Annotated in this window: 25 protein-coding genes, 1 tRNA gene, 1 other RNA gene and 1 riboswitch; of the genes, 21 read left to right on the forward strand and 6 right to left on the reverse strand. The window is 43.2% G+C overall.

Annotated elements, in window-relative coordinates:
• The first annotated feature begins 10 nt into the window (after nt 1–10).
• The 7 genes from PU629_RS04445 (at nt 11) to PU629_RS04475 (ending at nt 6,891) form a co-directional block, all read left to right on the forward strand.
• A complete protein-coding gene (locus PU629_RS04445) occupies nt 11–1,525 on the forward strand; it encodes a tetratricopeptide repeat protein (protein WP_275283072.1) in 1,515 nt (504 codons plus the stop codon).
• Between the two features lie 114 nt (nt 1,526–1,639).
• Nucleotides 1,640–2,575 carry a thioredoxin-disulfide reductase gene (gene trxB / locus PU629_RS04450; protein WP_275283073.1) on the forward strand — a complete coding sequence of 312 codons (936 nt, stop codon included), beginning with the start codon at nt 1,640–1,642 and terminating at the stop codon, nt 2,573–2,575.
• 354 nt (nt 2,576–2,929) lie between these two features.
• Nucleotides 2,930–3,391 carry an 8-oxo-dGTP diphosphatase gene (locus PU629_RS04455; protein WP_275283075.1) on the forward strand — a complete coding sequence of 154 codons (462 nt, stop codon included), beginning with the start codon at nt 2,930–2,932 and terminating at the stop codon, nt 3,389–3,391.
• Nucleotides 3,392–3,470: 79 nt separating this feature from the next.
• The gene (rapZ, locus tag PU629_RS04460) at nt 3,471–4,349 is read left to right on the forward strand and encodes an RNase adapter RapZ (protein ID WP_275283076.1); all 879 of its coding nucleotides are present in this window, start codon (nt 3,471–3,473) and stop codon (nt 4,347–4,349) included.
• The gene (locus tag PU629_RS04465; protein ID WP_275284354.1) at nt 4,349–5,338 is read left to right on the forward strand and encodes a gluconeogenesis factor YvcK family protein; all 990 of its coding nucleotides are present in this window, start codon (nt 4,349–4,351) and stop codon (nt 5,336–5,338) included. Before rapZ ends, PU629_RS04465 begins: the two co-directional genes overlap by 1 nt.
• A 205-nt stretch (nt 5,339–5,543) precedes the next feature.
• Entirely contained in the window at nt 5,544–6,497 is a 954-nt protein-coding gene (gene whiA / locus PU629_RS04470; RefSeq protein ID WP_275283077.1) for a DNA-binding protein WhiA, read from the forward strand.
• 136 nt (nt 6,498–6,633) lie between these two features.
• Nucleotides 6,634–6,891, forward strand: a complete 258-nt coding sequence (locus PU629_RS04475; RefSeq protein WP_275283078.1) for an HPr family phosphocarrier protein — start codon at nt 6,634–6,636, stop codon at nt 6,889–6,891.
• A 556-nt stretch (nt 6,892–7,447) separates the two neighbouring features.
• Here PU629_RS04475 and crcB (PU629_RS04480) read toward each other — a convergent pair.
• The 4 genes from crcB (PU629_RS04480) to PU629_RS04495 all read right to left on the reverse strand — a co-directional run bounded on the left by crcB (PU629_RS04480) (nt 7,448) and on the right by PU629_RS04495 (nt 9,579).
• Nucleotides 7,448–7,789 carry a fluoride efflux transporter CrcB gene (gene crcB, locus PU629_RS04480; protein ID WP_275283079.1) on the reverse strand — a complete coding sequence of 114 codons (342 nt, stop codon included), beginning with the start codon at nt 7,787–7,789 and terminating at the stop codon, nt 7,448–7,450.
• A complete protein-coding gene (crcB, locus tag PU629_RS04485; RefSeq protein ID WP_275284355.1) occupies nt 7,786–8,163 on the reverse strand; it encodes a fluoride efflux transporter CrcB in 378 nt (125 codons plus the stop codon). The genes crcB (PU629_RS04480) and crcB (PU629_RS04485) overlap by 4 nt, the downstream gene beginning before the upstream one ends.
• 126 nt (nt 8,164–8,289) lie before the next feature.
• Nucleotides 8,290–8,379: riboswitch (Fluoride riboswitch) on the reverse strand.
• 6 nt (nt 8,380–8,385) lie between these two features.
• Nucleotides 8,386–8,970, reverse strand: coding sequence for an ATP-dependent Clp endopeptidase proteolytic subunit ClpP (gene clpP / locus PU629_RS04490; RefSeq protein WP_275283080.1), 585 nt, complete (start codon nt 8,968–8,970; stop codon nt 8,386–8,388).
• A gap of 294 nt (nt 8,971–9,264) precedes the next feature.
• Nucleotides 9,265–9,579, reverse strand: coding sequence for a hypothetical protein (locus PU629_RS04495; RefSeq protein ID WP_275283081.1), 315 nt, complete (start codon nt 9,577–9,579; stop codon nt 9,265–9,267).
• Nucleotides 9,580–9,732: 153 nt separating this feature from the next.
• Here PU629_RS04495 and PU629_RS04500 point away from each other — a divergent pair.
• Nucleotides 9,733–9,811 (forward strand) — tRNA-Arg (locus PU629_RS04500).
• 303 nt (nt 9,812–10,114) lie between these two features.
• Here PU629_RS04500 and PU629_RS04505 read toward each other — a convergent pair.
• Both PU629_RS04505 and PU629_RS04510 read right to left on the reverse strand, forming a co-directional pair.
• Nucleotides 10,115–10,324, reverse strand: coding sequence for a hypothetical protein (locus tag PU629_RS04505; protein WP_275283082.1), 210 nt, complete (start codon nt 10,322–10,324; stop codon nt 10,115–10,117).
• 38 nt (nt 10,325–10,362) lie between these two features.
• The gene (locus PU629_RS04510) at nt 10,363–10,575 is read right to left on the reverse strand and encodes a hypothetical protein (RefSeq protein WP_275283083.1); all 213 of its coding nucleotides are present in this window, start codon (nt 10,573–10,575) and stop codon (nt 10,363–10,365) included.
• Nucleotides 10,576–10,709: 134 nt separating this feature from the next.
• Between PU629_RS04510 and rpoN the strand changes: the two genes are divergently transcribed.
• The 13 genes from rpoN to ssrA all read left to right on the forward strand — a co-directional run bounded on the left by rpoN (nt 10,710) and on the right by ssrA (nt 25,942).
• On the forward strand, nt 10,710–12,023 hold the full coding sequence (rpoN, locus tag PU629_RS04515; RefSeq protein WP_275283084.1) for an RNA polymerase factor sigma-54: 1,314 nt from the start codon (nt 10,710–10,712) through the stop codon (nt 12,021–12,023).
• 990 nt (nt 12,024–13,013) lie between these two features.
• Nucleotides 13,014–13,256, forward strand: a complete 243-nt coding sequence (locus tag PU629_RS04520) for a glutaredoxin family protein (RefSeq protein ID WP_275283085.1) — start codon at nt 13,014–13,016, stop codon at nt 13,254–13,256.
• Between the two features lie 238 nt (nt 13,257–13,494).
• Entirely contained in the window at nt 13,495–14,508 is a 1,014-nt protein-coding gene (locus PU629_RS04525) for a sugar-binding transcriptional regulator (protein ID WP_275283086.1), read from the forward strand.
• 40 nt (nt 14,509–14,548) lie between these two features.
• Entirely contained in the window at nt 14,549–15,556 is a 1,008-nt protein-coding gene (gap, locus tag PU629_RS04530; RefSeq protein ID WP_275283087.1) for a type I glyceraldehyde-3-phosphate dehydrogenase, read from the forward strand.
• 226 nt (nt 15,557–15,782) lie between these two features.
• Nucleotides 15,783–16,970, forward strand: coding sequence for a phosphoglycerate kinase (locus PU629_RS04535; protein WP_275283088.1), 1,188 nt, complete (start codon nt 15,783–15,785; stop codon nt 16,968–16,970).
• 123 nt (nt 16,971–17,093) lie between these two features.
• The gene (gene tpiA / locus PU629_RS04540; RefSeq protein WP_275283089.1) at nt 17,094–17,855 is read left to right on the forward strand and encodes a triose-phosphate isomerase; all 762 of its coding nucleotides are present in this window, start codon (nt 17,094–17,096) and stop codon (nt 17,853–17,855) included.
• On the forward strand, nt 17,848–19,392 hold the full coding sequence (gpmI, locus tag PU629_RS04545) for a 2,3-bisphosphoglycerate-independent phosphoglycerate mutase (RefSeq protein WP_275283090.1): 1,545 nt from the start codon (nt 17,848–17,850) through the stop codon (nt 19,390–19,392). The genes tpiA and gpmI overlap by 8 nt, the downstream gene beginning before the upstream one ends.
• Nucleotides 19,393–19,524: 132 nt before the next feature.
• Nucleotides 19,525–20,811: a phosphopyruvate hydratase gene (gene eno / locus PU629_RS04550; RefSeq protein WP_275283091.1), complete on the forward strand. Its 1,287-nt coding sequence runs from the start codon at nt 19,525–19,527 to the stop codon at nt 20,809–20,811.
• A 120-nt stretch (nt 20,812–20,931) separates the two neighbouring features.
• Entirely contained in the window at nt 20,932–21,162 is a 231-nt protein-coding gene (secG, locus tag PU629_RS04555) for a preprotein translocase subunit SecG (protein WP_275283092.1), read from the forward strand.
• A gap of 341 nt (nt 21,163–21,503) precedes the next feature.
• Entirely contained in the window at nt 21,504–22,253 is a 750-nt protein-coding gene (locus tag PU629_RS04560) for an alpha/beta hydrolase (RefSeq protein ID WP_275283093.1), read from the forward strand.
• Nucleotides 22,254–22,359: 106 nt separating this feature from the next.
• Nucleotides 22,360–24,651: a ribonuclease R gene (rnr, locus tag PU629_RS04565; protein WP_275284356.1), complete on the forward strand. Its 2,292-nt coding sequence runs from the start codon at nt 22,360–22,362 to the stop codon at nt 24,649–24,651.
• A 103-nt stretch (nt 24,652–24,754) separates the two neighbouring features.
• Nucleotides 24,755–25,225: an SsrA-binding protein SmpB gene (gene smpB, locus PU629_RS04570; protein ID WP_275283094.1), complete on the forward strand. Its 471-nt coding sequence runs from the start codon at nt 24,755–24,757 to the stop codon at nt 25,223–25,225.
• Between the two features lie 357 nt (nt 25,226–25,582).
• Nucleotides 25,583–25,942, forward strand: a transfer-messenger RNA (tmRNA) gene (gene ssrA / locus PU629_RS04575).
• The last annotated feature ends 353 nt before the right edge of the window (nt 25,943–26,295 follow it).

Genomic DNA, 26,295 nt, shown 5'->3' on the forward strand with positions numbered 1-26,295 from the left:
AGGAGTCTTTATGAAGCCAGAAGGACATACGAACAAAGCGCGCGTCATTCCTTTTTTACCGGACGGAGACTATTATTTTGAAAAAGGGATTGTCGCTTATCAGCATGGGGATTTAGGGCGTGCAAAGAAATTTTTAGAACGTGCGGTTGCGTTTAATCCCAATGAACCGGATTACCTTTGCCAATTGGCTGCCATTTTGGCTGAACTGGAACAGTTTGAGGCATCCAATCAATTGCTGAAGAAAGTTGTCTTTGAAATTGATCCCTCTTTAGTCGAATGCTTTTTCTTTATGGCTAATAACTTTGCTTATTTAGGCCGTTATGAAGAAGCCATTCAAGAAATAAAACGTTATATGACGTTAGAGCCTCATGGGAGTTTTGTACAAGATGCTAAGGATTTGTACAAACTGCTTATGCTTGAATCCGGAGAAGAAATCGGCGAGGTGGATCCTGCCATTTCTGATCATGAAAAAGGACGACAAGCTCTTGAGCGGGGAGATCAGCAAAAGGCCATTTATTATTTTAAAAAGGTGATTAAAGAAAAACCCTCTTTTTGGGCGGCCCAGAATAATTTAGCGATTGCTTACTTTTCTTTAGGTCAACAAGAAAAGGGGCTCAATCAAATTGAACATATATTAGCGCATGATCCAGGAAATGTTCATGCCCTTTGTAACAAAATAACCTTCCATCATCAGCTAGGGGATGCTGAGGTGGTCAAGGCGCTTCTTGAACTGTTAAACAAGCTTCAGCCTTTTTATCCAGAAATGCAGAGCAAGCTTGGTGCTACTTATTTTTTACTGGGTGAGGATGAAAAAGCGTACAAGTGGCTTAAGAAAGCAGAGCGATCAGGGTTGTTTGAGGATCAAACTTTCTACTATTGGTTGGCTGTTTCGAGCTACCATTTAGGGAAGGTCTCAGAAGCGCTGAGGGCTTGGAAACAGGTTGACTTCTTTAGTGAATCGCCTTTTCCTCCTTTTGAATACGGGAAGATTAAGGATCTTTTGAAAGAAGAAGACGCTGAACATAACCCGTTAGTGCGTTCTCTATTAGACCATGAATTAAAAGAAGGTGATATGGAGAGCAAGCTTGTTTCGCTCTTTCTCCTTCACTATTTTGCCGATGAGGTTTCGGTTCAAACACTAGAGGAGATGAGTTCTTCTCAAAGTAAAGGGTCACTTGTTGCTGGACTATCAGAGCGGTTGAAACAGCATTTGGCAGGGCATCCTTTAGATGAGAGTCTTTCTGTAATGATGACGATTCAGAAAGTATTAGATGACGGTAAGCCAATTATTTCCGATACGAAGCTCTATTCGTATTGGTACCAAGTGTGCAGTGAAGTGAGCGTAAGCAGTGATGAGATTCAGGCCATGGCGGCAGCGATCGTGTATCGATGGTTTAATACGGTCAGACAGATTAAAATGACACAAGCGGAATGCTCCCAAACCTTTAATATCTCTTTATATAAATTAAGGCAACAGCTCTTCCGATTAGATCAAATCGATCATGATGATGTATTTATAAATTAGAAAATGAGAGTACCGCATAAAAGCAGATTGGTGGACTTCAAACTAGGTTTCCGATACGATAAGTGCACAAGTCAATGCGTGAAGTTAATGAATGGCTAAAGAGGGTGAATAGGGATGGCAGATACAGAAAAAATTTATGATGTGATTATTGCAGGTGCTGGTCCTGCTGGGATGACCGCAGCCGTTTACGCGTCTCGTGCCAATTTGGATACGTTGATGATTGAACGAGGAATTCCTGGCGGTCAAATGGCGAATACCGAGGATGTCGAGAATTATCCTGGCTTTGACTCGATCTTAGGTCCCGACCTATCAAATAAGATGTTTGAACATGCCAAAAAATTTGGTGCAGAGTATGCTTATGGCGATATAAAAGAGATCCGCGATGGGGAAGAATTCAAGACCGTCGTTGCGGGGAATAAAGAATATAAAGCACTTGCTGTGATCGTCGCAACCGGGGCTGAATATAAAAAGCTGAACGTTCCTGGAGAGAAGGAATTAGGCGGACGTGGTGTCTCCTACTGTGCGGTTTGTGATGGAGCTTTTTTCAAAGGGAAAGAGCTTGTTGTCGTAGGGGGTGGTGATTCAGCTGTTGAAGAGGGAGTTTATTTAACTCGTTTCGCTTCAAAAGTGACGATTATTCACCGTCGTGATAAACTGCGTGCGCAAAAAATTCTTCAAGACCGCGCTTTTAAAAATGAGAAAGTCTCGTTTATTTGGAATCATACGGTTAAAGAGATTCATGAGACGGACGGTAAAGTCGGTGAACTGACACTTGTGAACACACAAGATGGCAGTGAACAACCGTTCAAAGCAGACGGCGTGTTTATCTATGTCGGGATGCTCCCGCTTAACCAAGCTGTATTGAATTTAGGGATTACGAATGCAGCGGGCTATATCGAGACGAATGAAAAGATGGAAACGCGTGTCCCTGGTGTCTTTGCCTGTGGTGATGTTCGTGAAAAAGAATTGCGCCAAATTGTAACGGCTACGGGTGACGGTGCCATTGCGGCGCAAACGGCTCAAGCTTATATCGAGAATCTTAAAGGTTAATACGAAAGACACACGCGGCTTTCTAAGCACTTGGCTTGGAAGGTCGTTTTTTCTGTTTGGCTCTGTTGATTTCTATTTGCTTTTTAAATTAGCGAAAAAGCCTTTACTACCGCGAAATTATTTCGTGACAACCCCTTTAACAAACTGACTTTTTAAAAAAATCATAGTTGTTTAATCACTTTGTAGTGGTAAAGCAATAAAGTTTATGGTAAGATTAAGGAGAAATTTGACCCCCTTTTTATAAAGGTATTGGCACGAGCCTTGTCGCTCGTGCTCTTTTTTTTTTATAAGAAGCATGTTCGCTTTGTGGCATGATTTAAATCATAGTATACTTAAGGCAGTGAGGTGACGCCTGTGCAAAGAGTAACGAATTGCTTATTAAAAGATGGCGATGAAGTGTTGCTTTTACAAAAGCCGCGCCGTGGATGGTGGGTCGCTCCAGGAGGAAAAATGGAGTCCGGTGAATCGATTCGAGATACGGTCATTCGTGAATTTCGGGAGGAAACGGGTCTTTATTTAATCCAGCCCACTTTAAAAGGTGTGTTTACATTTATAATAAAAGAGGGTGAGTCCATTATTGATGAATGGATGATGTTCACCTTTTACGCTGATGCGTTCGAAGGGGAATGCCTAGAGGAATCAAAGGAAGGGAAGCTTGCCTGGCATCCGTTTAATCAACTGCAAACTCTTCCTATGGCTGAAGGCGACCGTCACCTTTTGGATTATGTTCTACGGGGAAAAGGGATGATTTACGGCACTTTCCATTACTCTCCGGATCATGAACTTTTATCCTATCGATTAGATCCAAGTCAATAATGGACCAAAAGGGCTAAGGGTCTGCTCTTCTTTCTTATTGTAAATGGTTCGACTCTTTTTAGAAATGAGGTCATTTAGTATGGCTCAATCCATTCAAATCGTTATTATTACAGGAATGTCTGGCGCAGGGAAAACGGTCGCCATGCAATGCTTTGAGGATCTTGGTTTTTTCTGTATTGATAATTTGCCGCCGACTCTTCTGCCAAAATTTATTGAAATGGTAGAAGAAACGGGAGATAAGTTATCAAAGATTGCCTTAGTCATGGATTTAAGAGGACGTGACTTTTTCGATTCGCTTTTTGGATCTATTGACCATTTAGATTTGAACGCTCATGTCAAACCTAAAATTTTATTTTTAGATGCCAAGGATAATGTCCTTGTAAGACGATACAAAGAAACAAGGCGATCTCATCCACTTGCACCGAGGGGATTGCCATTAGAAGGCATTCAGTCCGAGCGCCGCATGCTTGAGGAGATTAAAGGGCGCGCTCAATATTACATCGATTCAACTGAACTGAAGCCGATTGAATTGAAAGAAAAGATTGTTGCCATGTTTGGGGAAGAAACCGACGCTCATTTTAATGTCAATGTTGTTTCATTTGGATTTAAATATGGAATTCCAATTGATGCAGATCTCATGTTTGACGTTCGCTTCTTACCGAACCCTCATTATGTCGAGCACATGAGGGAGCGGACGGGGCTTGATTCTGATGTGGCAAGCTATGTATTCAAATGGTCGGAAACCAAACAGTTTCTTAATAAACTCATGGATTTTCTGACCTTCATGCTGCCGCAATATAAACGTGAAGGCAAGAGTCAGTTGGTGATAGCCATTGGTTGTACAGGGGGAAAACATCGTTCCGTTGCTTTATCTGAAGAAATAGCAAAACGTCTATCGGAGTCTTATACAGCAAAGGCGACGCATCGTGATATTCATAAGGGAAAAATCGTCGAATGATGACGTCGAAGCCTAAGATTGTGACGATCGGCGGGGGAACAGGGCTGTCTGTTCTCTTAAGGGGACTTAAGCATCATGAACTGGATTTAACAGCTATCGTCACGGTTGCCGATGATGGCGGCAGTTCGGGTGTGTTGCGTCAAGAATTACAAATTCCACCTCCTGGGGATATACGCAATGTCCTTGTTGCTCTTTCTGAAACCGAACCGCTTTTTGAACAGCTCTTTCAGCATCGATTTGAAACGGGTCATGGGTTAAGCGGGCACACACTTGGGAATTTGCTGCTTGCTGCGATGACCAGTATTTCTGGAGATTTTGTCAAAGGAATTCGGGAAATCAGTCGAGTCCTAAATGTCAAAGGCAAGGTTTTGCCCGCTGCCAACCAAAGCATTGTTTTAAAAGCTTTGATGTCAAATGGCGAGATGGTCGTTGGGGAGTCCACGATTCCAAAGCATGATGGAAAAATTAAACAAATGTTCTTGGAGCCCCCAGATGTTGAACCTCTTGAAGAAAGCTTAAATGCTCTTAAAGAGGCTGATCTTATTATTATTGGGCCAGGAAGCCTTTATACAAGCCTTTTGCCAAATCTCCTTGTTCCAAGATTGCAGAAAGAGCTGTGCCGGTCACAGGCTCCCAAATTATATATTTGCAATGTCATGACGCAAAAAGGGGAAACCGATCATTTTACAGCATCTGATCATATACAAGTCCTCCTTGATCATGTCCCGAACCTTTCGTTAGATTACATGATCGTAAACAATCGAACCGTTCCTAAAACGATTTTAAAGCGTTATGCTCTTGAAGGTGCAAAGCCGGTCGATTATGATAAGCAGCGATTAGCGAGCTACGGCTTTCAGGTTATAAGTGATAAGATTATTAAATATGATAAATCTGTGATTAGACATGATGAAACAATTCTAGCCAATTGGGTCATTCGCATTTTAGCGATGGAGAAGTTAAAAAGAAAACAAGATCTATATGACAAATAAGGTTTCATAAACACCAGCTGATCCCCCTTTTGCTAGGTTCAAAGGGGGATTTTTTTAAGTATAAGTGCAGCTTGGCGACTGCGCTTGCCTAAGGTCTTGGTGCCAAGTCAAGTTTTCTTTAATACCCTTAAAGCAATAGCTAACAATATTGGCCTTCTTCCGTTATAATAAAGGTTTATAAGGACTTAATAGGGAGGTGGAAAAGGTGTCGTTTGCAGCAGAAACAAAAAAAGAATTAACGCGCCTTGAATTAGAGGACTGTGGGGCTAGTCCAGAGCTTGCAGCCTTGATCCGTATGAATGGATCCATCTCTATCATGAACAAGCAGCTCGCGCTAGACATTACGACTGAAAATGCAGCCATTGCTAGACGGATCTATTCGTTAGTGAAATATGTTTACGATTATCCAGCTGAAGTGCTTGTACGTAAAAAAATGAGGCTCAAGAAGAATAATGTCTATATAGTGCGAATGCGTGAAAAGGCGAGGGACATGCTTGAAGACCTCAAAATTATGGACCAAAGCTTTATGTTTACAAGAGAAATAGATGCGACCTTAGTCAATACATCCTGTAAGCGCCGGGCTTATTTACGAGGAGCCTTTCTTGCAGGCGGCTCGATTAATCATCCTGAAGCGTCTTACCATCTCGAGATTTTCTCCAATTACGAAGAGCACACACAGTCCTTAGCCGATTTGATGAATCGTTATGAACTCAATGTGAAATGCCTTCCAAGAAAAAACGGTTATATTCTTTACATGAAAGAAAGTGAAAAGATTACCGAATTCTTGAATATTGTGGGCGCACACAATGCTCTTTTTGCCTTTGAAGATATTCGAATTGTTAAGGACATGCGCAATTCAGTGAATCGGCTGGTCAATTGCGAGACCGCTAATCTTAATAAAACGGTTAGTGCGGCCATGAAACAAGTTGAACATATTAAATTAATCCAAAAAAATATAGGATTAGACCGATTGCCCAAGAAACTTCGTGAGGTGGCCGAGCTTCGTCTGGAATACCCAGATGTCACTCTGAAAGAATTAGGAGAGCTCGTCCAAGGTGAGGCGATCAGTAAGTCGGGGATTAATCATCGCTTTCGGAAATTATCCGCGATTGCTGAGAAAATTGAGAAAGGGCATATTTCGGAACTAAAACTCAATTAATAAGGCTAACCTAGAGAGGTTCTCTTTTGCAAAAAAAATGGTCGTTTCCCGTGCATCTTCCTCATTATTTAGGTATGGTTAATGAAAGAAAGCGCTAAAATGTAGATAAGAAAACTAAAAAAAGGGGTTGAACACAATGATTCAAAAGGAAGTCAAGATCCAATTGAAGAGCGGACTCCAGGCCAGACCGGCTGCGCTCTTTGTTCAGGAAGCGAATCGATATCGCTCAGAGGTGAACCTCATCTCGAATGAAAAAACAGCCAATGCCAAAAGCATTATGGGAATCATGAGTCTAGCCATTGGCCATGGTGAAACCATTCAACTGCAGGTCAGTGGGCCAGATGAAGAAGAAGCCATGCAAGCTTTAGTGACCTTTGTCCAAAAAGAAGATTAAAAGGCAGTAAAAACAGGGGAACGAGTTCCCTCATCAGAAGGCGTTTTACCTGAACTCCTAATAAGAATCGCAGACCATTTCTCCTAATTGGAATGGTCTATTTTCTATGTGTCGGAGGCTATTTTTATGCGTGTACGATGAATGATTGTCTTGCTGACTTTTTGGAGGTCCATTTTTTAGTGAGCCTTTGCTGAGAGAGTGTTGTGATAGGCGGAGAATTTCCGGCTAATGTAAAATTCAGGGCAAAATTTAGAGAGATAAGCGGAATAATTCCGCTTATCTGCTCTAATTAAGACAAAATCCAGGGCTTTGGAGACACATAAACGGAAAAACTCCCGTTATTTTTAGGGAAATAGATGTATTTCCCAAAATAACCGGAATATCTCCTGTTATTTTTCAAACAAACAGCGCTAAGACTAGATAACGAAAAAGAGCATCCCCATCGATGCTCTTTTCTTTTTGGAAGATCCCCATCTACTACAAAAAAACAGCACACGCGACAGGTGGATGTCAAACCACGGGATGCTCACTGGGCAACAAGGTTACCGTCTAATTGTTACAAACTCATTCCTAAGAAGGCGAGTGATAGTCCGCCTAGATAAGAGAGGAGGATGTATAGTAGAAAGACGCGCCAGTTTTTTCCTAAATGGAGTTGGATTGCTTCTAATTTAAAGGTGGAGAAGGTCGTGAAGGCGCCTAGAAATCCTGTTCCAAGGAGCAGGGTAATCGGGCCGGAAAAGTGACTGATGAATCCGAGGCAAAAGGCGCCAACCCAATTGACCAACAAGGTTCCAATTGGAAAGGTGGTGGACCACGTTCGTTTTGCCCATGTGCTTATTAAGTAGCGTGCCATCGCTCCAAAAAAGCCGCCTAATCCAACATATAAAATATCGATCATTGCAAGCCCCTCCTTCGCCCAGATTGATAGCCAAGAAATGAAAAGGCCCAACCGCCGAGGAGGCTTAAAAGGATATAGATGAAGGCCATGAAAAAGAAATGCCCTTGAATAAGCTTAACGGTTTCAACACTAAAGGTAGAGAAAGTTGTAAAGGAACCGATAATGCCGGTGCCAACCCCGGTGACGATCCATTTGGGAAGTTTGGGTGAACGGGCAGCTGTTGCGGTTAACCAAGCAAGAAGAAAAGAGCCGATGAGATTGGCTGCAAAAGTTCCAAGAGGAAATGCTCCTGGATGAGAATTGGCAAATAGGAGACCGACCGAGTAGCGAAGAATAGCTCCGATGATCCCTCCAACTCCTACTATAAACACCATGTTTTTATTCCCCCGTAAATGAAATGGATTTATAAGGATCCCTATATTCTTAACAAGAAACGTTGTAAAATCAAGTAATATCCCCAAAAAAATAGACTCCTGCTGTACATGCAACCCCGGAAGGTTGATACAGCAGGAGTCATTAGCTTTCTAAAAGCGGTTGGTTAGCCCCTCGATTTAAGACGCTAACAGGTGAACTCCATCACCTTTACATTTATATCCCTATTTCTTTGGATAAAGCACTTCGTCAATAAGACCGTAATCTTTAGCGGCCGCTGCTTCCATGAAATTATCGCGTTCTGTGTCGCGGTCAATAATTTCAAGAGGTTGACCCGTACGCTCAGCCATAATTTTATTAAGCTTTTCGCGCATTTTAATAATGCGGCGAGCGTGGATTTCAATGTCCGTTGCTTGACCTTGTGTTCCACCAAGAGGTTGGTGAATCATAATTTCACTGTTTGGAAGAGCAAAGCGTTTTCCAGGTTCTCCGGCACATAACAAAAAGGCACCCATGGAAGCGGCCATTCCAATACAAATAGTTGAAACCTTGGCATTGATGTGCTGCATGGTGTCGTAAATGGCCATTCCTGCTGAGATGGAACCGCCAGGACTGTTTATGTACAAGGAGATTTCTTTTTCAGGGTTTTCAGCCTCTAGGAAGAGGAGCTGTGCAACAATAGCATTTGCAACGTTGTCATCAATGGCCGTACCAAGCATAATAATGCGGTCTTTCAACAAACGAGAGTAAATGTCGTACGCCCGCTCGCCACGATTGGTTTGCTCAATAACTGTAGGAATTAAAGGCATTTTATAATCCTCCCTTTTTAATATCTTTGTCTTAAATCGTTTAAATGATGGATCAACTCGACCTAATCATACCTCAAATGGTCAAATTAGGTCAAATAGAATGATTAGTTATGTATTCTATGTTTCACCTGTCATCATCATTCCCTTTCTATGTATTTTTAAACCTTGATTTTTTGGGGCATTTATCCATAATGAAAGGAGAATAAACGGCAAAAAATAAACACGTGCCCACCAAGAGGAAATTCTTAGGTGAGCACGTATCTTTTTAAGGGCAGATGGCGGCTGAAAAACGGATTAAGGTCTTAGCTTAAAGGGAATTCCGGACGATTCAAGTGCTTTTTCGATCCATTTGGCACGCATGGTGTCATAATCAAATGTGACGGTAACGGCATCTTTATCGGGATGGTAGGTGACTTGGTCAATTCCGATGAGGTTGTGTAAGGCGCCGTCAATTTTTAACCTTTCATCGGGTTGATGAAGTCCGACAGAATAGAAGGTAATTTCATTATCGCCAGCATGTGACGTTTTAGGGGGGGCTGTTTTGGCCAAGACAAACGCTACTCCTATGACCGCAATCACACAGACTGCCATGAGGCTTTTTTTCAACATGATTCAATCCCTCCAACCTTAGATAAAGAACTTATTCACTAAAGGTTAGAGTGTCTCGTTGGGGCGCAAATTATGTATCACTTTTGGGATTGATGAAAAAAGATTGCTTCATACCAACTTCTGATGTATAATAAATTTTGTCTTTAAAAATAGGCGCCCGTAGCTCAGCTGGATAGAGCGGTGGTTTCCGGTACCACGTCTGCCGGGGGTTCGAATCCCTCCGGGCGCGCCATAAAAACTAATAATGTCAAGGGATTAGCTGATTTTAGCTAATCCCTTTTTAATGCATATAGAGGTTTTGGCACGCCCCTGACTTGATTTAGTTTGGCGGCGGACAACAGGCTATTCATTAATAAAATTTTAGCAAGGCAGAAAATCGGCGCAGAGGAAATTTTAAGGTACTAATATAAGTGGGAACAAGGCAATCCGCTTTCGCCTAAAGGCTTGGCGCGAGCCTTGTTTTCTTTAGGGCTTCGGAGCGTCGCTAAGGATGTGAGTGACCGATTGATCTCGGGGAAAATCGGTCATAACTTTATTATGTGAAATAGTGATCAACGGTATCTTGATCATCAACAGCATCCAGGAGTTGCTTGAGGGTGATCTCCTTGCCATTTATTTCTCCCCATCCTTGGTTTTCCTTTTTTAACGATTTCCAACCGTTCTGGGTGTTTAGTTGGCTGTTAAAAATGCCAGAGCTTTTTTCTAAAACTTTTATATCGATTGTTCTAATATGAATACCGGTCATCTTCGCCTCCACCTCCTGTCAGTTATGGGTCCATGAAATTAACCGTCATAGCGGTCGTTGTCCCATACTGCCGAATGCCACTCCTCTATGTTTGAATCGCCTTCTTGTCTGACACCAGTATTAACCTTTGTTACAGCACGCCACTGATGGGCGTTAGTGGGACCATCCATAAACAATCCAGACGTTGCCGTTATTAGATCAATAGTTAGATGGCCAACTTGAATATGCGGGTCCGATCTTTTCCTTCTCATCCGCTCACCTCGCGTTTATTTAACATTAATATTTAAGGGGTGAGGCATTTATGAAAGGACAAAGGAAAAAACAAATCTTCACCATTAGAAAGAGACTTCATTTGGATGTATAATTTAAATGAGGGGGGATGAGGATGGAATTGAAGCAGACGCTTCAGCAGCAAATGAAAATGGCACCGATGTTATTTGAGGCTATTTCACTTCTACAATATAACCAGGTCGATCTTAACGCTTTTTTAAAGGAAAAGACGCTTGAGAATCCCTTGCTCGACTATCAAGAAGCTGATATTTATGCGGATTCGTCATTTAATAAGAGAGGAACCGGTGTATCGGCTACTGATGTTTTAGAAAACACGATGACAAAAGCAGAGTCCTTTCGAGAGGATTTGAAGCAACAAATTCGCGTTCATCCACTCAGTGAATTGAATCAGGCTTGTGCCTTTAATATGGTTGATAATCTTAATGATAAAGGTTATTGGGTGGAGGATACGAAAGAGTGGGCGCTCACAATGGGGTACCCTGTTGAAGAGGTGGAAGCTTCTCTTCGCCTTTTGCAATCCTTAGAACCAGCAGGAGTGGGAGCCACTAGTTTACAGCATTGTCTCTTGCTCCAAGCTGAGAGACTTATAGAGGAGGAGGAGCTCTCTTCTATTGTTCAGGCATTGATCCAGGATTATTTAGCGTTTTTGGCTGATGAGGACTGGGAGGCGCTGAGTGAACAGATGGGAATTAGTATCCCGATTCTCTTAGAGGCCTATGAGAGGATTAAGCAGTTATCCCCTTACCCTATAACAGAAATGAATCCAGAGCCTATTCAATTTATCATTCCCGATCTTCTTTTAGAAGAAAGAGAGGGGCGCTTTCGTTTAAAAGTGGATTTAGCGGTACAGCCGAAATTAACGATAAACCGAGACTATTACAATCAGTTACTGGATGCTACTCGTGAAACCAAAGAGAGAAGTTATGTTCATCAAAAATTCTCTGAAGCAGAGTGGTTGCTTAGAGGACTTAATAAGAGGGAGGAAACCCTTTTTAGAATCGCTGAAGCTCTTTCGCGGTTTCATGCCTCCTCATTTGCCTTTCCTCCGGAGAAATGGATGCCGCTGACATTAAAAGAAATCGCGGACCAACTTGACTTACATGAATCAACAATTAGTCGTGCGGTTAAGGGCAAATATGTCAGAACACCCTATGGAATATTGGAGCTCAAGCGTTTCTTTCCAAAGGGAGTCCGTCCGTTTGGCACTCACGGATTGTCATCCGACCATATAAAAAGTCTAATGCGAGAACGGATTATCAATGAAGACCCTTCTAATCCGTTATCCGACCAGGTCCTCGCCAATTGGTTTCGAACTGAACATGATCTGAGCCTCTCAAGACGAGTGATTGCCAAGTATCGAACGGAGCTTGGAATTGAGTCTTCTATGAAACGACGCCAGCGAAAGTAAAATAAGTCTCATTGTTCATAGAGCAAGTTACGCCTAATCAAAATAGGCGTAACGCCATTCCTTTATTTCGACATTTCAGCCCATTTTAGAGTCGGATAGCATATTCTCGTTACGCTCAATCGAAATAGGTGTAACGCCATTATCTTATTTGGGCAATTCGGTCCAGTTTAGAGTCGGATAGCATATTCTCGTTACGCTCAATCGAAATAGGCGTAACGCCATTATCTTATTTGGGCAATTCGGGCCAATTTAGAGTCGGATAGCGTATTTTCGTTACGCTCAATCGAAATAGGTGTAACGCTATTATCTTATTTGGGCAATTCGGTCCAATTTAGAGTCGGATAGCGTATTCTCGTTACGCTCAATCGAAATAGGCGTAACGACATTATCTTATTAGGGCAATTCGGTCCAATTTAGAGTCGGATAGCGTATTCTCGTTACGCTCAATCGAAATAAGTGTAACGCCATTATCTTATTTGGGCAATTCGGTCCAATTTAGAGTCGGATAGCGTATTCTCGTTACGCTCAAACGAAATAGGCGTAACGGCATTCCCTTATTTCGGCATTTTCAGCCCGATTCGAGTCGGATAGCGTATTCTCGTTACGCTCAATCGAAATAAGTGTAACGCCATTATCTTATTTGGGCAATTCGGTCCAATTTAGAGTCGGATAGCGTATTCTCGTTACGCTCAATCGAAATAGGCGTAACGACATTATCTTATTAGGGCAATTCGGTCCAATTTAGAGTCGGATAGCATATTCTCGTTACGCTCAATCGAAATAGGCGTAACGCCATTATCTTATTAGGGCAATTCGGTCCAATCTAGAGTCGGATAGCGTATTCTCGTTACGCTCAATCGAAATTGGCGTAACGAGAATACATTATCCGGCGACCCGCTATTGCTATTAATGCTAGCTTTTGTAACAGGTGTATCAACAAGGCTCTCGGGTAAAGCGTTTTTGAATAAGACTATAAAAAGGTGGACTAGTATGAGATCTCCTGTGATTGTATTTTATTCCAAACCTCGATGCCCATTATGTGAAGAGGCGAAGGCGGCTTTGGAAATGGTTATTGAGCCCCTTCAATTATCATTTAAAGAAGTGGATATTTATCAAGATGACAAACTTTTGGATGCCTATCAATTGAGAATCCCTGTTATTACTCTTAATGGTCAGGTGATTGCAGAGGGGCGCGTTTCTGTGGAAGCGCTACAAGAAATATTTACAAGGTAAAGGTCTTGATTAATATAAAATGCTTTTGTTAGAATTAACTTGTAATTAACGGGACGTAAAATGTCTCATAGGGACGTTTTTGGTCCCTGTAAAACAACATTAAAACACCAACTAGAAAAAAATTCTTGTCCCAATGCGCAATATGTGGAATAAATTTCAGGGATTGGAAAAAATACAACATGAGATAACAGGAAGAATGAAACCAAATTAGGGTAGATTTGGTCCAGGAGGGAGTCTCATGGACACCATTGTCAAATGGCAGCAAAAGCTTGTACCTGATTTGTTGGATATGATGGCAAGCCGCTACCGGATTTTACAAGCTGTTTCCATTCTCCAACCAATCGGTAGAAGAATGCTGTCAGGCCACTTAGGGATGACAGAGAGGGTACTGCGCAGTGAAGTCTCTTTCTTGTCCGAACAGGGGTTGCTCCACATGGAAACCTCCGGGATGAGAATGACAGAAGATGGCCTCCGCTTGTTGGAAGCCCTTGATGACGTCATGAATGAGGTTCTCGGAATTCCTCAGCTTGAAGAGCAGCTATGCCGAAAATTAGATTTAACAAAAGTGGTTGTGGTACCAGGAGATAGTGATGAGTTGCCTTGGATCAAGAACGATTTAGGTCTAGCCGCCGTCAAAGTCATGGAATCTTTGGTGAAGGACAAGAGCATTATAGCGGTGACAGGCGGAACAACACTTGCCTCTGTCGCTGAAATGATGTACCCATTCAAAAAGGTATCGGACTTGCTTTTCGTTTCTGCACGCGGTGGATTAGGGGAACAGGTTGACAACCAAGCGAACACGATTTGTGCCAAGATGGCGGAAAAAGCAGATGGCTCGTATCGTTTGCTTCATGTCCCAGACCAGATTAGTGAATCCACCTTTCAAACATTGATTCAAGAGCCGATGATTCAAGATGCTTTAGAGTTGATCCAGTCTGCTGATGTTATTGTTCACGGCATTGGGGACGCCATGACGATGGCGGAACGCCGCCGTTCGTCAGAGGGGTTGCTAAAGAAAATTGAGGAGGCGCAGGCCGTCGCTGAAACCTTTGGTTATTACTTTAACCAAGAGGGTCAGGTTGTCCACAAAGTAAAAACAGTTGGTCTTCAGTTAGAGAATCTCTATGAAAACCGACACGTCATTGCCATTGCTGGTGGCCGTTCTAAGGCGAAAGCCATTGAGGCCTACTTTAAGCAAGGGCCACATTCCATCCTCGTAACAGATGAAGGTGCGGCCCGACAATTAATTTAGTTGTCATTTAATTTTTTTTTAACTAAGGAGGAAATAGTTTATGGTATTAAAATTAGGTATTAACGGTTTTGGTCGTATTGGACGTAATGTATTCCGTGCTGCACTTAACAACCCTGATGTTGAAGTTGTTGCTGTAAACGACTTAACTGATGCTCAAATGCTTGCTCATCTTCTTCAATATGACACGGTTCATGGCAAATTAGATGCTAAAGTAGAAGTTAGCGGGAAAGATCTTGTTGTTAACGGGCAAACTGTAAAAGTTTTATCTGAACGCGATCCTGCTCAACTCGGATGGGGCAACCTTGGTGTTGAAGTTGTCGTTGAATCCACTGGCCGTTTCACTAACCGTGACGATGCAGCGAAGCACCTTGAAGCTGGCGCTAAGAAAGTCGTTATCTCTGCTCCTGCAAAAGGTGAAGATATTACGATCGTTATGGGTGTTAACAATGATAAATATGAAGCAGCTAATCATCATGTGCTTTCAAATGCTTCTTGTACAACGAACTGCTTAGCACCTGTTGCAAAAGTTCTTAACGACAAGTTTGGCATTAAACGCGGTATGATGACAACGGTTCACTCTTATACCAATGACCAACAAATCCTTGATTTGCCTCACAAAGACTACCGTCGTGCTCGTGCTGCAGCTGAAAACATCATTCCTACTACGACGGGTGCTGCTCAAGCTGTTGCATTAGTGCTTCCTGAACTTAAAGGTAAATTAACAGGTATGGCTATGCGTGTCCCAACCCCTAACGTTTCAATTGTTGACTTTGTGGCTGAGCTTAACCAAGAAGTAACAGTTGATCAAATCAATGAAGCGTTAAAAGAAGCATCTCACGGTGAACTCGAAGGAATTCTTGGTTACAGTGATGAGCCTCTAGTATCTAAAGATTACAACGGAAACAAATTGTCTTCTATTGTAGACGCCCTTTCCACAATGGTAATCGAAGGCAACTTAGTTAAAGTCATTTCTTGGTATGATAACGAAACAGGTTACTCTAATCGTGTTGTCGACCTCGTAAACTTTATCGCTAAACAAGGTCTTTAATAATATAGGCTGAATCTTGAGCCTCTTCTTGCTGAAAAGGCAGGAGGGCAGGCTCTTCATGACAAAGAGGAGTCTGCTGCTCCTCTTTTTTTGGGGGGCGGACCTCACGGGGACAGACCTCACGGGGACAGACCTCATCCCGCAGTTTTACCCGCTTGAGGCCTGTCCCCACCAAAACCTTGAGGCCTGTCCCCACCTATTCACTATTACATAAAGGAGGATTTCCATGCCGAAGCAAACCATTCAAGATGTTGATTTAAAAGGTAAAACCGTTTTTTGTCGAGTGGATTTTAATGTTCCGCTTGATAAAGATGTGATAACGGATGATACCCGAATTCGTGCGGCGCTTCCGACTATTGAATATTTAGTAGATCAGGGCGCGAAGATTATTCTCGCCTCTCATCTTGGCCGTCCAAAAGGAACCGTTAAGGAAGAATTGCGTTTGACTCCTGTTGCTAAGCGTCTAAGCGACCTGCTTGGTAAACCAGTTCAAAAGTCTAACGAAGTCATTGGGGATGAAGTAACTAAAGAAGTCGCTGCATTAAAAGAAGGCGATATTCTTCTTCTAGAAAATGTCCGTTTTCTCCCTGGTGAAGAAAAGAATGATCCTGAGCTTTCAAAAGCATTTGCAGACCTTGCAGATGTGTATGTGAACGATGCTTTTGGCGCAGCTCACCGTGCTCATGCTTCAACAGAGGGAATTGCTCGCTATCTTCAGCCTGCTGTTGCTGGTTTTCTTATGGAGAAAGAGCTTGAAGTCCTTGGTGCGGCACTGGAATCACCTAAGCGTCCGTTTACGGCCATTGTTGGCGGTGCGAAAGTAAAAGACAAGATTGGCGTTATCGAAAACCTTCTAGACAAAGTAGATAACTTAATTGTTGGCGGTGGACTCGCTTATACTTTTATTAAAGCTAAAGGGCTTGAAGTCGGTAAGTCCTTGCTAGATGCAGAAAAGATTGACTTAGCTAAATCATTCATGGAACAAGCTGAAGCTAAGGGTGTTGCTTTCTATACCCCAGTGGATGTTTTAGTGGCGGATGACTTTTCAGAAACAGCCAATAAAAAAGTGGTGCCGATTGACAAAATTCCTAGCGATTGGGAAGCTTTGGATATTGGACCTGAGACGGTCAAGCTATACAGTGATGTCATTGCGAAATCCAAGCTTGTTATTTGGAACGGACCAATGGGTGTATTTGAACTGGATGCTTTTGCTAACGGAACGCTTGGTGTTGCGGAAGCCTTAGCAGCGGCAAAGGATACCACAACCATCATTGGTGGCGGTGATTCTGCAGCGGCCGTTGAAAAATTCAATTTAGCTGATGAAATGAGCCATATCTCGACAGGCGGCGGTGCTTCTTTAGAACTCATGGAAGGAAAAGTGCTTCCTGGCGTTGCTATTTTGACAGAAAAATAAGGCAGTTTCTGCTAAGGTGTCCGTTACAAAAGAATCAGCGCATCATCAGCATGGAGAATTCCCGAAGAAGAGATTTAACGGGAGGACTTCAGTAGTAAGCTTGAAATAAAGGAGGCAGGAACCATGAGAACCCCTATTATTGCGGGAAATTGGAAGATGAATAAGACCATTGGTGAAGCCCATCAATTTATTCAAGAGATTAAAGGACTTGTTCCAGAAGCAACAAAAGTGGAAAGCGTGATCTGTGCACCCGCTGTTTTTTTGGATACTCTTGTTGATGAGACAAAAGATACCCAAGTGAAAATTGGTGCGCAAAACATGTATTTTGAAGAGAGCGGGGCCTTTACGGGAGAGGTTAGCCCTGTTATGCTCCAAAGCCTTGGCGTGAGCTACGTTATAGTAGGCCACTCTGAACGCCGTGATATTTTTGGTGAAACAGATGAATGGGTCAATAAAAAGGTACATGCTGCGTTTGCTCATCAATTAACACCAATCGTTTGTGTCGGCGAGTCGCTTGAACAACGTGAAGCCGGGCAAACGGAATCACTTGTAAAAGAACAAGTCGTTAAGGGATTAGCGGGCCTTTCAGCTGACCAAGTTTCAAAGCTTGTCATTGCCTATGAACCTATCTGGGCAATTGGAACAGGCAAAACGGCTTCTTCGAGTGATGCCAATGCGGTTTGCCAGGTTATTCGTCAAACCGTTTCTGAGCAGTTTGGTGAGGCTTCAGCCAAAGCCGTTCGCATTCAGTATGGTGGAAGTGTGAAGCCTGCAAATATCAAAGAACTAATGGCAGAGTCGGATATTGATGGGGCACTTGTCGGCGGCGCAAGCCTCGAAGCACAATCCTTTCTGCAACTGATTGAAGGTGCGCACTATGAGTAAAGCACCGCGCGCATTAATCATATTAGATGGCTTCGGCTGCCGTAAGGAAACAATGGGGAATGCCGTTGCCCAAGCCAAAAAACCAAACTTTGATCGCTACTGGGAATCCTATCCGCATGCTCAGCTTCGGGCAGATGGCTTATATGTCGGACTTCCTGAAGGACAAATGGGGAATTCTGAAGTTGGTCATATGAACATTGGCGCAGGCCGTGTGGTTTACCAAAGTCTAAGCCGCGTTAATTTGTCTATAAAGCAAGGCGAATTTTATGAGAATGAAACGCTTCTTGAAGCGATGCGTGTTGTAAAAGAAAGAGGGACGAAGCTGCACGTTTTTGGCCTTTTATCAAACGGCGGCATTCACAGCCATATTGATCATATGTTTGCTGTTCTGAAGCTTGCTGCTCGTGAAAATGTCAAAGATGTCTTTATCCATGGTTTCTTAGATGGACGAGATGTTGCGCCGCAATCCGCTCCTACTTTTATTAAGCAAACCCTTGAAAAGACGAAGGAAATTGGCGTAGGCAAAATTGCGACACTTTCTGGACGCTATTATGCGATGGACCGCGATAACCGCTGGGAACGCATTGAAAAAGCTTACAGGGCGATGGTCTATGCGGAAGGTCCTTCTTATACCGATCCGCTTGAGCTTATCAATGATTCCTATGAAAATGGGATTTATGATGAATTCGTGCTTCCTTCTGTGTTGAAAACAGACAACGGAGAGCCTGTTTCAACGATTGAGGACCGCGATGTCATTATCTTTTTCAATTTCCGTCCTGACCGTGCGATTCAAATTTCGCAGGTATTTACGAACGAAGACTTCCGCGGTTTTGATCGCGGGGATCAATTTCCTAAGGACATTCACTTTGTGTGCATGACGCGTTTCAGTGAAACGGTAAATGGAACGGTTGCCTTTAAGCCAACCAATCTGGACAACACGCTGGGTGAAGTGCTCTCGCAAAATGGCCTTACGCAGCTGCGCATTGCGGAAACAGAAAAATATCCGCATGTGACCTTCTTCTTCAGTGGCGGCCGTGAGGAACCTTTCCCTGGTGAGGAACGCATCTTGATCAATTCACCGAAAGTAGCAACCTATGATCTTAAGCCAGAGATGAGTGTTTATGAAGTGACGGATGCACTTCTTAAGGAGATTGCAGCGGACAAATTCGATGCGATCATCTTGAATTTTGCTAACCCGGATATGGTGGGGCATTCTGGTAAGCTAGAGCCGACCATCAAAGCCATTGAGGCCGTGGATGAGTGTCTCGGAAAAGTAGTGGATGCGATTCTCGCAAAAGGTGGAGATGCCATCATTACAGCTGATCACGGAAATGCGGATGAAGTGGTGACACTAGAAGGCAATCCACAAACGGCTCACACAACGAACCCGGTACCGGTTATTGTGACTCGAAAAGGGGTAGAGCTTCGTACGGATGGAAAGCTCGCCGATTTAGCCCCAACCTTGCTTGACTTACTTGGAGTGGAGAAATCCAAAGAAATGGACGGCAACACTTTAATTAAACACGAAGAAGAGTGACTGTATTTAGAAATAGAGAGATCTTGTGTTTAAAAAGAAGTAGAAATAGAAAGTTTAATGACGTCAGGCTTTTAATTTTTACTTTATTACCTACTAAAAAAATTTATAAGAATGAACAGGAGTTGAATCACTATGCCAATGATTAAAGACGTATATGCTCGCGAGGTGCTTGATTCCCGCGGGAACCCAACTGTTGAAGTTGAAGTTTATCTTGAATCTGGTATTATCGGCCGCGCCATGGTTCCAAGCGGTGCCTCTACTGGGGAATATGAAGCTGTTGAGCTTCGCGATGGGGACAAAAGCCGTTATCTTGGAAAAGGCGTTTTAAAAGCTGTTGACAATGTCAATTCAATCATTGCTCCAGAGCTTGAAGGATACAATGCACTTGACCAAGTAGCGGTTGACCAAGCTTTGATCGCGCTTGACGGAACAGAAAATAAAGGGAAACTTGGCGCTAATGCGATTCTTGGTGTTTCCATGGCTGTTGCTCATGCTGCGGCGGGTTATCTTGAAATTCCTCTATATCGTTACCTTGGCGGTTTTGCTGGTAAGACATTGCCAACACCAATGATGAACATCTTAAATGGTGGGGAGCATGCGGATAATAACGTTGACTTCCAAGAGTTTATGGTAATGCCTGTTGGGGCTGAAACATTCCCTGAAGCCTTGCGCATGGGTTCCGAAATTTTCCACAGCCTGAAGAAAGTCCTTCAAGAAAAAGGTTTGAACACAGCTGTTGGTGATGAAGGCGGCTTTGCTCCAAACTTAGGTTCTAACGAAGAAGCGATCCAAACGATCCTTGAAGCTATTGAAAAAGCAGGTTATAAGCCAGGTGAGCAAGTGGCGATCGCCATGGACGTTGCTTCTTCTGAGCTTTATCAAGATGGTAAATATAATCTTAAAGGTGAAGGTATTGTTAAGACTTCTGAAGAAATGATTGACCTTTACGAAGAGCTTTGCAACAAATACCCAATCATCTCGATCGAAGACGGTTTGGATGAAAACGATTGGGAAGGCTGGAAGAAGCTTACTGAGCGCTTAGGCAAACGTGTTCAGCTTGTTGGGGATGATTTGTTCGTAACTAACACGGAGAAGCTTGCTGAAGGAATTGAAAAAGGCATTGGGAACTCTATTCTTATCAAAGTGAACCAAATCGGTACTTTAACTGAAACTTTTGAAGCAATCGAAATGGCAAAACGTGCCGGCTACACGGCTGTTGTGTCACACCGTTCTGGTGAAACAGAAGATACAACGATTGCTGACATTGCGGTTGCAACCAACGCGGGTCAAATCAAGACAGGTGCGCCTTCTCGTACCGACCGTGTGGCTAAATACAACCAACTTCTTCGCATCGCAGATCGCTTAGGCGAACAAGGCGTTTATGCTGGAAGAACAGCTTTTTACAATTTTAAAAAATAATTCAACCATGGGGACAGTTCGAAGGCAGAAAGATGCTAGAACTGTCCCTCTTTATATGCTATACTTTTTGGTAGTGTGGCAATGTCCACTAGGTTCGGGTTGATCAGGAGGTGGAGCTTCATGCATATTTTACTCGTCGTACTACTCATCATTTCCGCTCTAACGATTGTTGCAATCGTGCTTTTACAATCTGGTAAAAGTGAAGGCTTAACGGGTGCTATTACTGGAGGAGCCGAGCAGCTTTTTGGAAAACAAAAAGCAAGAGGACTAGACAAAGTGCTTCATCGTATCACAGTCGTATGCGGTATCGTCTTCTTTGTCGTTTGTTTTCTTCTCGCGTTCTACTTCTAAAAAGTGCCTTTTAATAGTTGGACAAATTAATTTTTGGATAAACTATAAAAAGCGATCAGCAGCCGACCCTCGGGTGCTGTTTTCTTTTGTTTGATTTAATAGGTAATTATTTCTAATTGGTGAAGAGCCTACCAATTTTTTTATAGCATGGCTGGTTCTTACGGAAGTACAGTCCGTGACGCATTAGCCACCTTTGTTTTAACGTATCTAGATCCGCAGTCTGTCACGTTTTACCTCATTTACAGAAAAGTGATGCTTAAACTTCTAAGGTTAAGGGAATATATGATTAGAATTCATGTGACCGAAGCAGGTCTTTTAGAAAAAGAAATGGAGTGTTAGAGATGAAAATAGTTCCACCAAAACCATTTACTTTTGAAGCTGGCCCTCGTGCTGTGCTGCTGTTACATGGCTTTACAGGAAATTCGGCTGATGTGCGCATGCTTGGCCGCTTTTTGCAGGATCGAGGATATACCTCGCATGCACCGCATTACAAAGGACATGGCGTCCCCCCAGAAGAACTTTTACAAACAGGACCAGAGGATTGGTGGGAGGATGTCAAAGGCGGTCTGCAGCACTTGAAGGATCTCGGATATGAGGAGATTGCCGTTGGCGGATTATCACTTGGGGGGGTATTTTCTGTTAAAGTTGGATACACTTTTCCCATAAAAGGTATTTTTACTATGTGCTCGCCAATGACGGCGAAAACGGAGGAGAACATCCATAGAGGTGTCATTGCTTATGCGAGAGAATGGAAGCAATTAGAAGGGAAATCTCCGGAGCAAATTGAAAAGGAGATGGAGCTTTTTGAGAATGCACCGATGACGACTTTAAGTAAGCTCAGTGATTTAATTCTCGATGTTCGCAACCATCTTGACCATGTGTATGCCCCTATTTTTGTCGCACAGGCTCGTAAGGATGAGATGATTGATCTCAAGAGCCCAGAAATTATTATAAATGAAGTCGAATCTGACCAAAAAGAGCTTAAGTGGTATGAAAATTCGTCTCATGTCATCACTTTTGGTCCTGAGAAAGAACAGCTGCACCAAGATGTGTACCGCTTTTTGGAAAGTTTAGATTGGACGGTGGGGTGATCGACTCGGCTGCTAGAAATGAGGCAGACCAGAGTATAGGAATCCCCTCACCACTCAAGGAGGAAGTCTATTGAATGAAGAGTTAAAAGACCGCATATTGGAATACATGGGAGAAGAGGCCGTTAAGCCGCTCACTCTCCAAGAACTTGAAGAGCTTTTTAGTATGCAGGATGCTGAGGACTACAAAGATCTTATTAAAACGATGAATGAGATGGAAGAAAAAGGCTTGGTAGTCCGCACGCGCAGCAATCGTTACGGGTTGCCAGAAAAAATGAATTTAATTCGCGGACGGGTTCAAGGTCACGCGAAAGGCTTTGCGTTTATTATCCCTGATGACCCAGAAGCGGGGAAAGATGTGTACGTAGCTTCAGGCGACTTAAATGGGGCGATGAATGGTGACACGGTACTCGTGCGCCTATTAACTGAATCACGCGGTGACCGGCCTGAGGGCGTCATTGTGCGGATTGTCGAACGCGGAACGACGCGCGTTGTTGGGACGTTTACTTCAAGCGAGCATTACGGGTTCGTGATCCCTGATGATAAACGTGTGCCAAACGACATTTTTATTTCCAAAGAAAATATGAATGGGGCAGCTGAGGGGCATAAAGTGGTTGTTGAGTTAACCAAATATCCTGAAGGCCGAAAAAATGCAGAAGGGATTGTTGTGCAGATCTTGGGTCATAAAAATGATCCGGGTGTCGATATTTTATCGATTATTCATAAGCATGGCATCCCAACTGAGTTTCCTCAAGAAGTTGTTGATCAGGCGACCCATGTTCCGGATACCATTTCTGAAGAAGATCTAGTGGGTAGACGGGATTTGCGTGACTGGACGATTGTGACGATTGACGGTGAAGACGCGAAGGATTTGGATGACGCGGTTAATGTTATCAAATTGGATAACGGAAACTATCAATTGGGCGTGCATATTGCAGATGTCAGTCACTATATTAAAGAGGGCTCACCGATTGATGAAGAAGCCTTTGAGAGAGGCAATAGTGTCTATCTCGTGGACCGTGTCATTCCAATGATTCCTCACCGTTTGTCAAACGGGATTTGCTCATTAAATCCACAGGTGGATCGTCTCACGATTTCCTGTCTGATGGAAATCACACCACAAGGCAAAGTAGTTGAGCACGAAATTTTTCCGAGTGTGATTAAGACAACCGAGCGAATGACGTATACAAATGTGCGTAAAATTCTTAATCGCGAGGACGATGAGGTTCTTGAACGCTATAAAGAGTTGATCCCATTTTTTGATCTAATGGGTGAACTTGCTAATATCTTAACAGAGAAGCGCCGTGAACGCGGGGCCATTGATTTTGACTTTACTGAAGCTAAAATCCTCGTGGATGAGTCGGGCCATCCGACTGATGTGGTTATCCGGGAACGCAGTGTGGCCGAACGATTGATTGAAGAATTTATGCTGGCTGCGAATGAAACGGTTGCTGAACATTTTCATTGGATGGACGTCCCGTTTATTTACCGGATTCACGAAGACCCAGACCCTGGAAAACTCGAGAAGTTTTTTAAGTTCGCTGTGAACTTTGGTTATGTGGTTAAGGGAAGCCCTGATTCCATACACCCAAGGACTTTGCAATCTTTATTAGAAGAAGTAAAAGGCCAACCGGAGGAAGCGGTTATCAGCACGGTTATGCTGCGATCAATGCAGCAGGCGAAGTATCATCCGGACAGTGTGGGACACTTTGGACTTGCTGCCGAATTTTATACCCATTTCACGTCTCCAATTCGCCGTTATCCGGACTTAATTGTCCATCGGCTTATTCGCACCTATCTATTCGAAAAGAAAACTGATGGAAAGACCCAGCAGCATTGGGACAGCTTGCTCACGGAGATCGCGAAGCATACATCCGATATGGAGCGCCGGGCTGTCGATGCAGAACGTGAGACCGATGATCTGAAGAAAGCCGAATTTATGCTTGATAAGGTCGGTGAGGAATTCGAAGGGGTGATCAGCGGCGTCACGAACTTCGGTTTGTTTGTCGAACTTCCTAATACGATTGAAGGTCTTGTCCATGTCAGTTTCTTAACGGACGACTATTATCATTACGTTGAAGAGCATATGGCATTAATCGGTGAACGAACAGGCAATGTGTTCCGAATCGGTGACGGAATTACAGTTCGCGTCCAGCACGTTAATCTGGATGAACGATCCATTGATTTTGAAGTAGTGGGCATGAAAGGAACTCCTCGACGAGCGCGTCAGGATCGTCCGAAAGTAATTACAGGGCCTAAGTCAGGGCGACAAGGGGGCCGATCGGGCGAGGGATCTCGTTCAAACGGAAAGAGCCGCGGTGGTTCTTCACGTCGAGGAAAGGCGGATAGCCGTCCTAATCCGGCAAGCCCTCGTGCAAAAAAGAAAAAGCGGAGACGTTAAGCGCCCAGTCCGTTAACTCGCCTTCACGGATATGAAAGTGGAGGTGAGTATCATTGGACAAACATGCTATAATAGAGAGAAAATCTGGAGAGGATGGTTGTGTTTGGCTGGGAAGAAAGATAATCAAATCGCAGAAAACAGGCGGGCGCGCCATGATTATTTTATAGAAGAAACCTTTGAGGCCGGACTTGTCCTAATGGGAACAGAAATTAAGTCGATTCGTAAGCGTTCGGTCAATTTTACGGATGCCTTTGCGCGTGTCGAGAACGGTGAGGTTTTTCTCTATAACATGCATATTTCTCCATATGAGCAAGGAAATCGCTATAATCATGACCCGCTCAGACCTCGCAAGCTCCTCCTTCATAAAAAGGAAATCAATAAGCTGATTGGAGCTTCTAAAGAGACAGGCTATACCATTGTCCCTTTGAAAATGTACATTAAAAATGGCTTTTGCAAGATCTTAATTGGCGTCGGTAAAGGTAAAAAGAACTACGATAAGCGTGAAAGTGAAAAACAGCGCACCGCTGACCGCCAAATTGCCAAAGCCGTCCGACGTTCCGAAAAAGGTTTTTGATTGGCGGAGATCGGACGTAAATCTTAGAAGGTTTTTGAAAAATGCCAGAAGGTTAGCCAAAAATCCGAGAAGGTTTGGCGTAGATCCCAGAAGGTCTGAGCAAAATCCTAAAAGGTGTACCAAAAATCTAAGAAGATCTATCAAAAAACAAGAAGGTCTCACAAACATCCTAAAAGTTCAATCAAAAGACCTATAGTTTAATCTTATCTGTTGTGAGAGTGTCTTGGGTTTGCCAATTATTGTTAGCCTCTTGAAGCTTGTTCAAAGACGTGCTATAATCAATCTTGTAACTCGAACCAGTGACTATAATGATCATCCAAACACCTTTCTCGCACTTTAAGAATGTGCGATATATATGGGGACGTTCTGGATTCGACAGGGGTAGGTCGGGTTTAGGTTGCGAGCCGAGGGGGTCGGCCTCGATAAAACGCCAACGCCTATAACTGGCAAAGAAAACAACAACCTCGCTTTAGCAGCGTAAGCTCTATAGCGGTTCCTCCCTCCATCGCCCACGTGGTAGGGTAAGGGACTCACTCTTAGTGGGATACGCTTGACGCTCTCCGCCTGGGGGCGCCATGAAGAGAACAATCAGGCTAGCCGCACGGGTGCCTGTCGGTAGGCCGATGTGCTGGCGAAATCGAAGTATGCCGACTACGCTCGTAGAAGCTTAAATTGCGTTATCTCTGGACGTGGGTTCAATTCCCACCGTCTCCACCAAATACATAGTTTGGTGGATTTTTATTTTTTGTGACTTCAACCATATGTTTTCGTAAAATGAAAGCTTATACTTGATTATACTTTACGAAAACTTATACTTGATTCTTAACTTGTAACTTGAAACATAATACTGCCGCTCAGGCAAGGTTATGCTTCAAGAAACTTTCGGCGAAGTTATGCTTTATAATCCGGAAGCGTGTGATTTAAACTTGGATTGATAAAGTTGTGACTTGAAACCTCTTGATTAAAAACATAAAAATTCACTGTGACATCCTTTTAATTAAATATTAGAGTGACAATTTTATACTTTGGCTCTGTTAAAGTTTAATGTTGATATTTAAAGGAAAAACACA

Origin of the sequence: Pullulanibacillus sp. KACC 23026, from assembly GCF_029094525.1 — a bacterium.
Taxonomy (GTDB): Bacteria; Bacillota; Bacilli; order Bacillales; family Sporolactobacillaceae; genus KACC-23026.

Bases quoted from the DNA above. Each gene is read 5' to 3' on its own strand.
- PU629_RS04445 (WP_275283072.1), top strand. From the start codon at position 11: ATGAAGCCAGAAGGACATACGAACAAAGCGCGCGTCATTCCTTTTTTA.
- trxB (WP_275283073.1), top strand. From the start codon at position 1,640: ATGGCAGATACAGAAAAAATTTATGATGTGATTATTGCAGGTGCTGGT.
- rapZ (WP_275283076.1), top strand. From the start codon at position 3,471: ATGGCTCAATCCATTCAAATCGTTATTATTACAGGAATGTCTGGCGCA.
- PU629_RS04465 (WP_275284354.1), top strand. From the start codon at position 4,349: ATGACGTCGAAGCCTAAGATTGTGACGATCGGCGGGGGAACAGGGCTG.
- PU629_RS04475 (WP_275283078.1), top strand. From the start codon at position 6,634: ATGATTCAAAAGGAAGTCAAGATCCAATTGAAGAGCGGACTCCAGGCC.
- crcB (WP_275283079.1), bottom strand. From the start codon at position 7,789: ATGATCGATATTTTATATGTTGGATTAGGCGGCTTTTTTGGAGCGATG.
- crcB (WP_275284355.1), bottom strand. From the start codon at position 8,163: ATGGTGTTTATAGTAGGAGTTGGAGGGATCATCGGAGCTATTCTTCGC.
- clpP (WP_275283080.1), bottom strand. From the start codon at position 8,970: ATGCCTTTAATTCCTACAGTTATTGAGCAAACCAATCGTGGCGAGCGG.
- PU629_RS04495 (WP_275283081.1), bottom strand. From the start codon at position 9,579: ATGTTGAAAAAAAGCCTCATGGCAGTCTGTGTGATTGCGGTCATAGGA.
- PU629_RS04505 (WP_275283082.1), bottom strand. From the start codon at position 10,324: ATGACCGGTATTCATATTAGAACAATCGATATAAAAGTTTTAGAAAAA.
- PU629_RS04510 (WP_275283083.1), bottom strand. From the start codon at position 10,575: ATGAGAAGGAAAAGATCGGACCCGCATATTCAAGTTGGCCATCTAACT.
- rpoN (WP_275283084.1), top strand. From the start codon at position 10,710: ATGGAATTGAAGCAGACGCTTCAGCAGCAAATGAAAATGGCACCGATG.
- PU629_RS04520 (WP_275283085.1), top strand. From the start codon at position 13,014: ATGAGATCTCCTGTGATTGTATTTTATTCCAAACCTCGATGCCCATTA.
- PU629_RS04525 (WP_275283086.1), top strand. From the start codon at position 13,495: ATGGACACCATTGTCAAATGGCAGCAAAAGCTTGTACCTGATTTGTTG.
- gap (WP_275283087.1), top strand. From the start codon at position 14,549: ATGGTATTAAAATTAGGTATTAACGGTTTTGGTCGTATTGGACGTAAT.
- PU629_RS04535 (WP_275283088.1), top strand. From the start codon at position 15,783: ATGCCGAAGCAAACCATTCAAGATGTTGATTTAAAAGGTAAAACCGTT.
- tpiA (WP_275283089.1), top strand. From the start codon at position 17,094: ATGAGAACCCCTATTATTGCGGGAAATTGGAAGATGAATAAGACCATT.
- gpmI (WP_275283090.1), top strand. From the start codon at position 17,848: ATGAGTAAAGCACCGCGCGCATTAATCATATTAGATGGCTTCGGCTGC.
- eno (WP_275283091.1), top strand. From the start codon at position 19,525: ATGCCAATGATTAAAGACGTATATGCTCGCGAGGTGCTTGATTCCCGC.
- secG (WP_275283092.1), top strand. From the start codon at position 20,932: ATGCATATTTTACTCGTCGTACTACTCATCATTTCCGCTCTAACGATT.
- PU629_RS04560 (WP_275283093.1), top strand. From the start codon at position 21,504: ATGAAAATAGTTCCACCAAAACCATTTACTTTTGAAGCTGGCCCTCGT.
- rnr (WP_275284356.1), top strand. From the start codon at position 22,360: ATGGGAGAAGAGGCCGTTAAGCCGCTCACTCTCCAAGAACTTGAAGAG.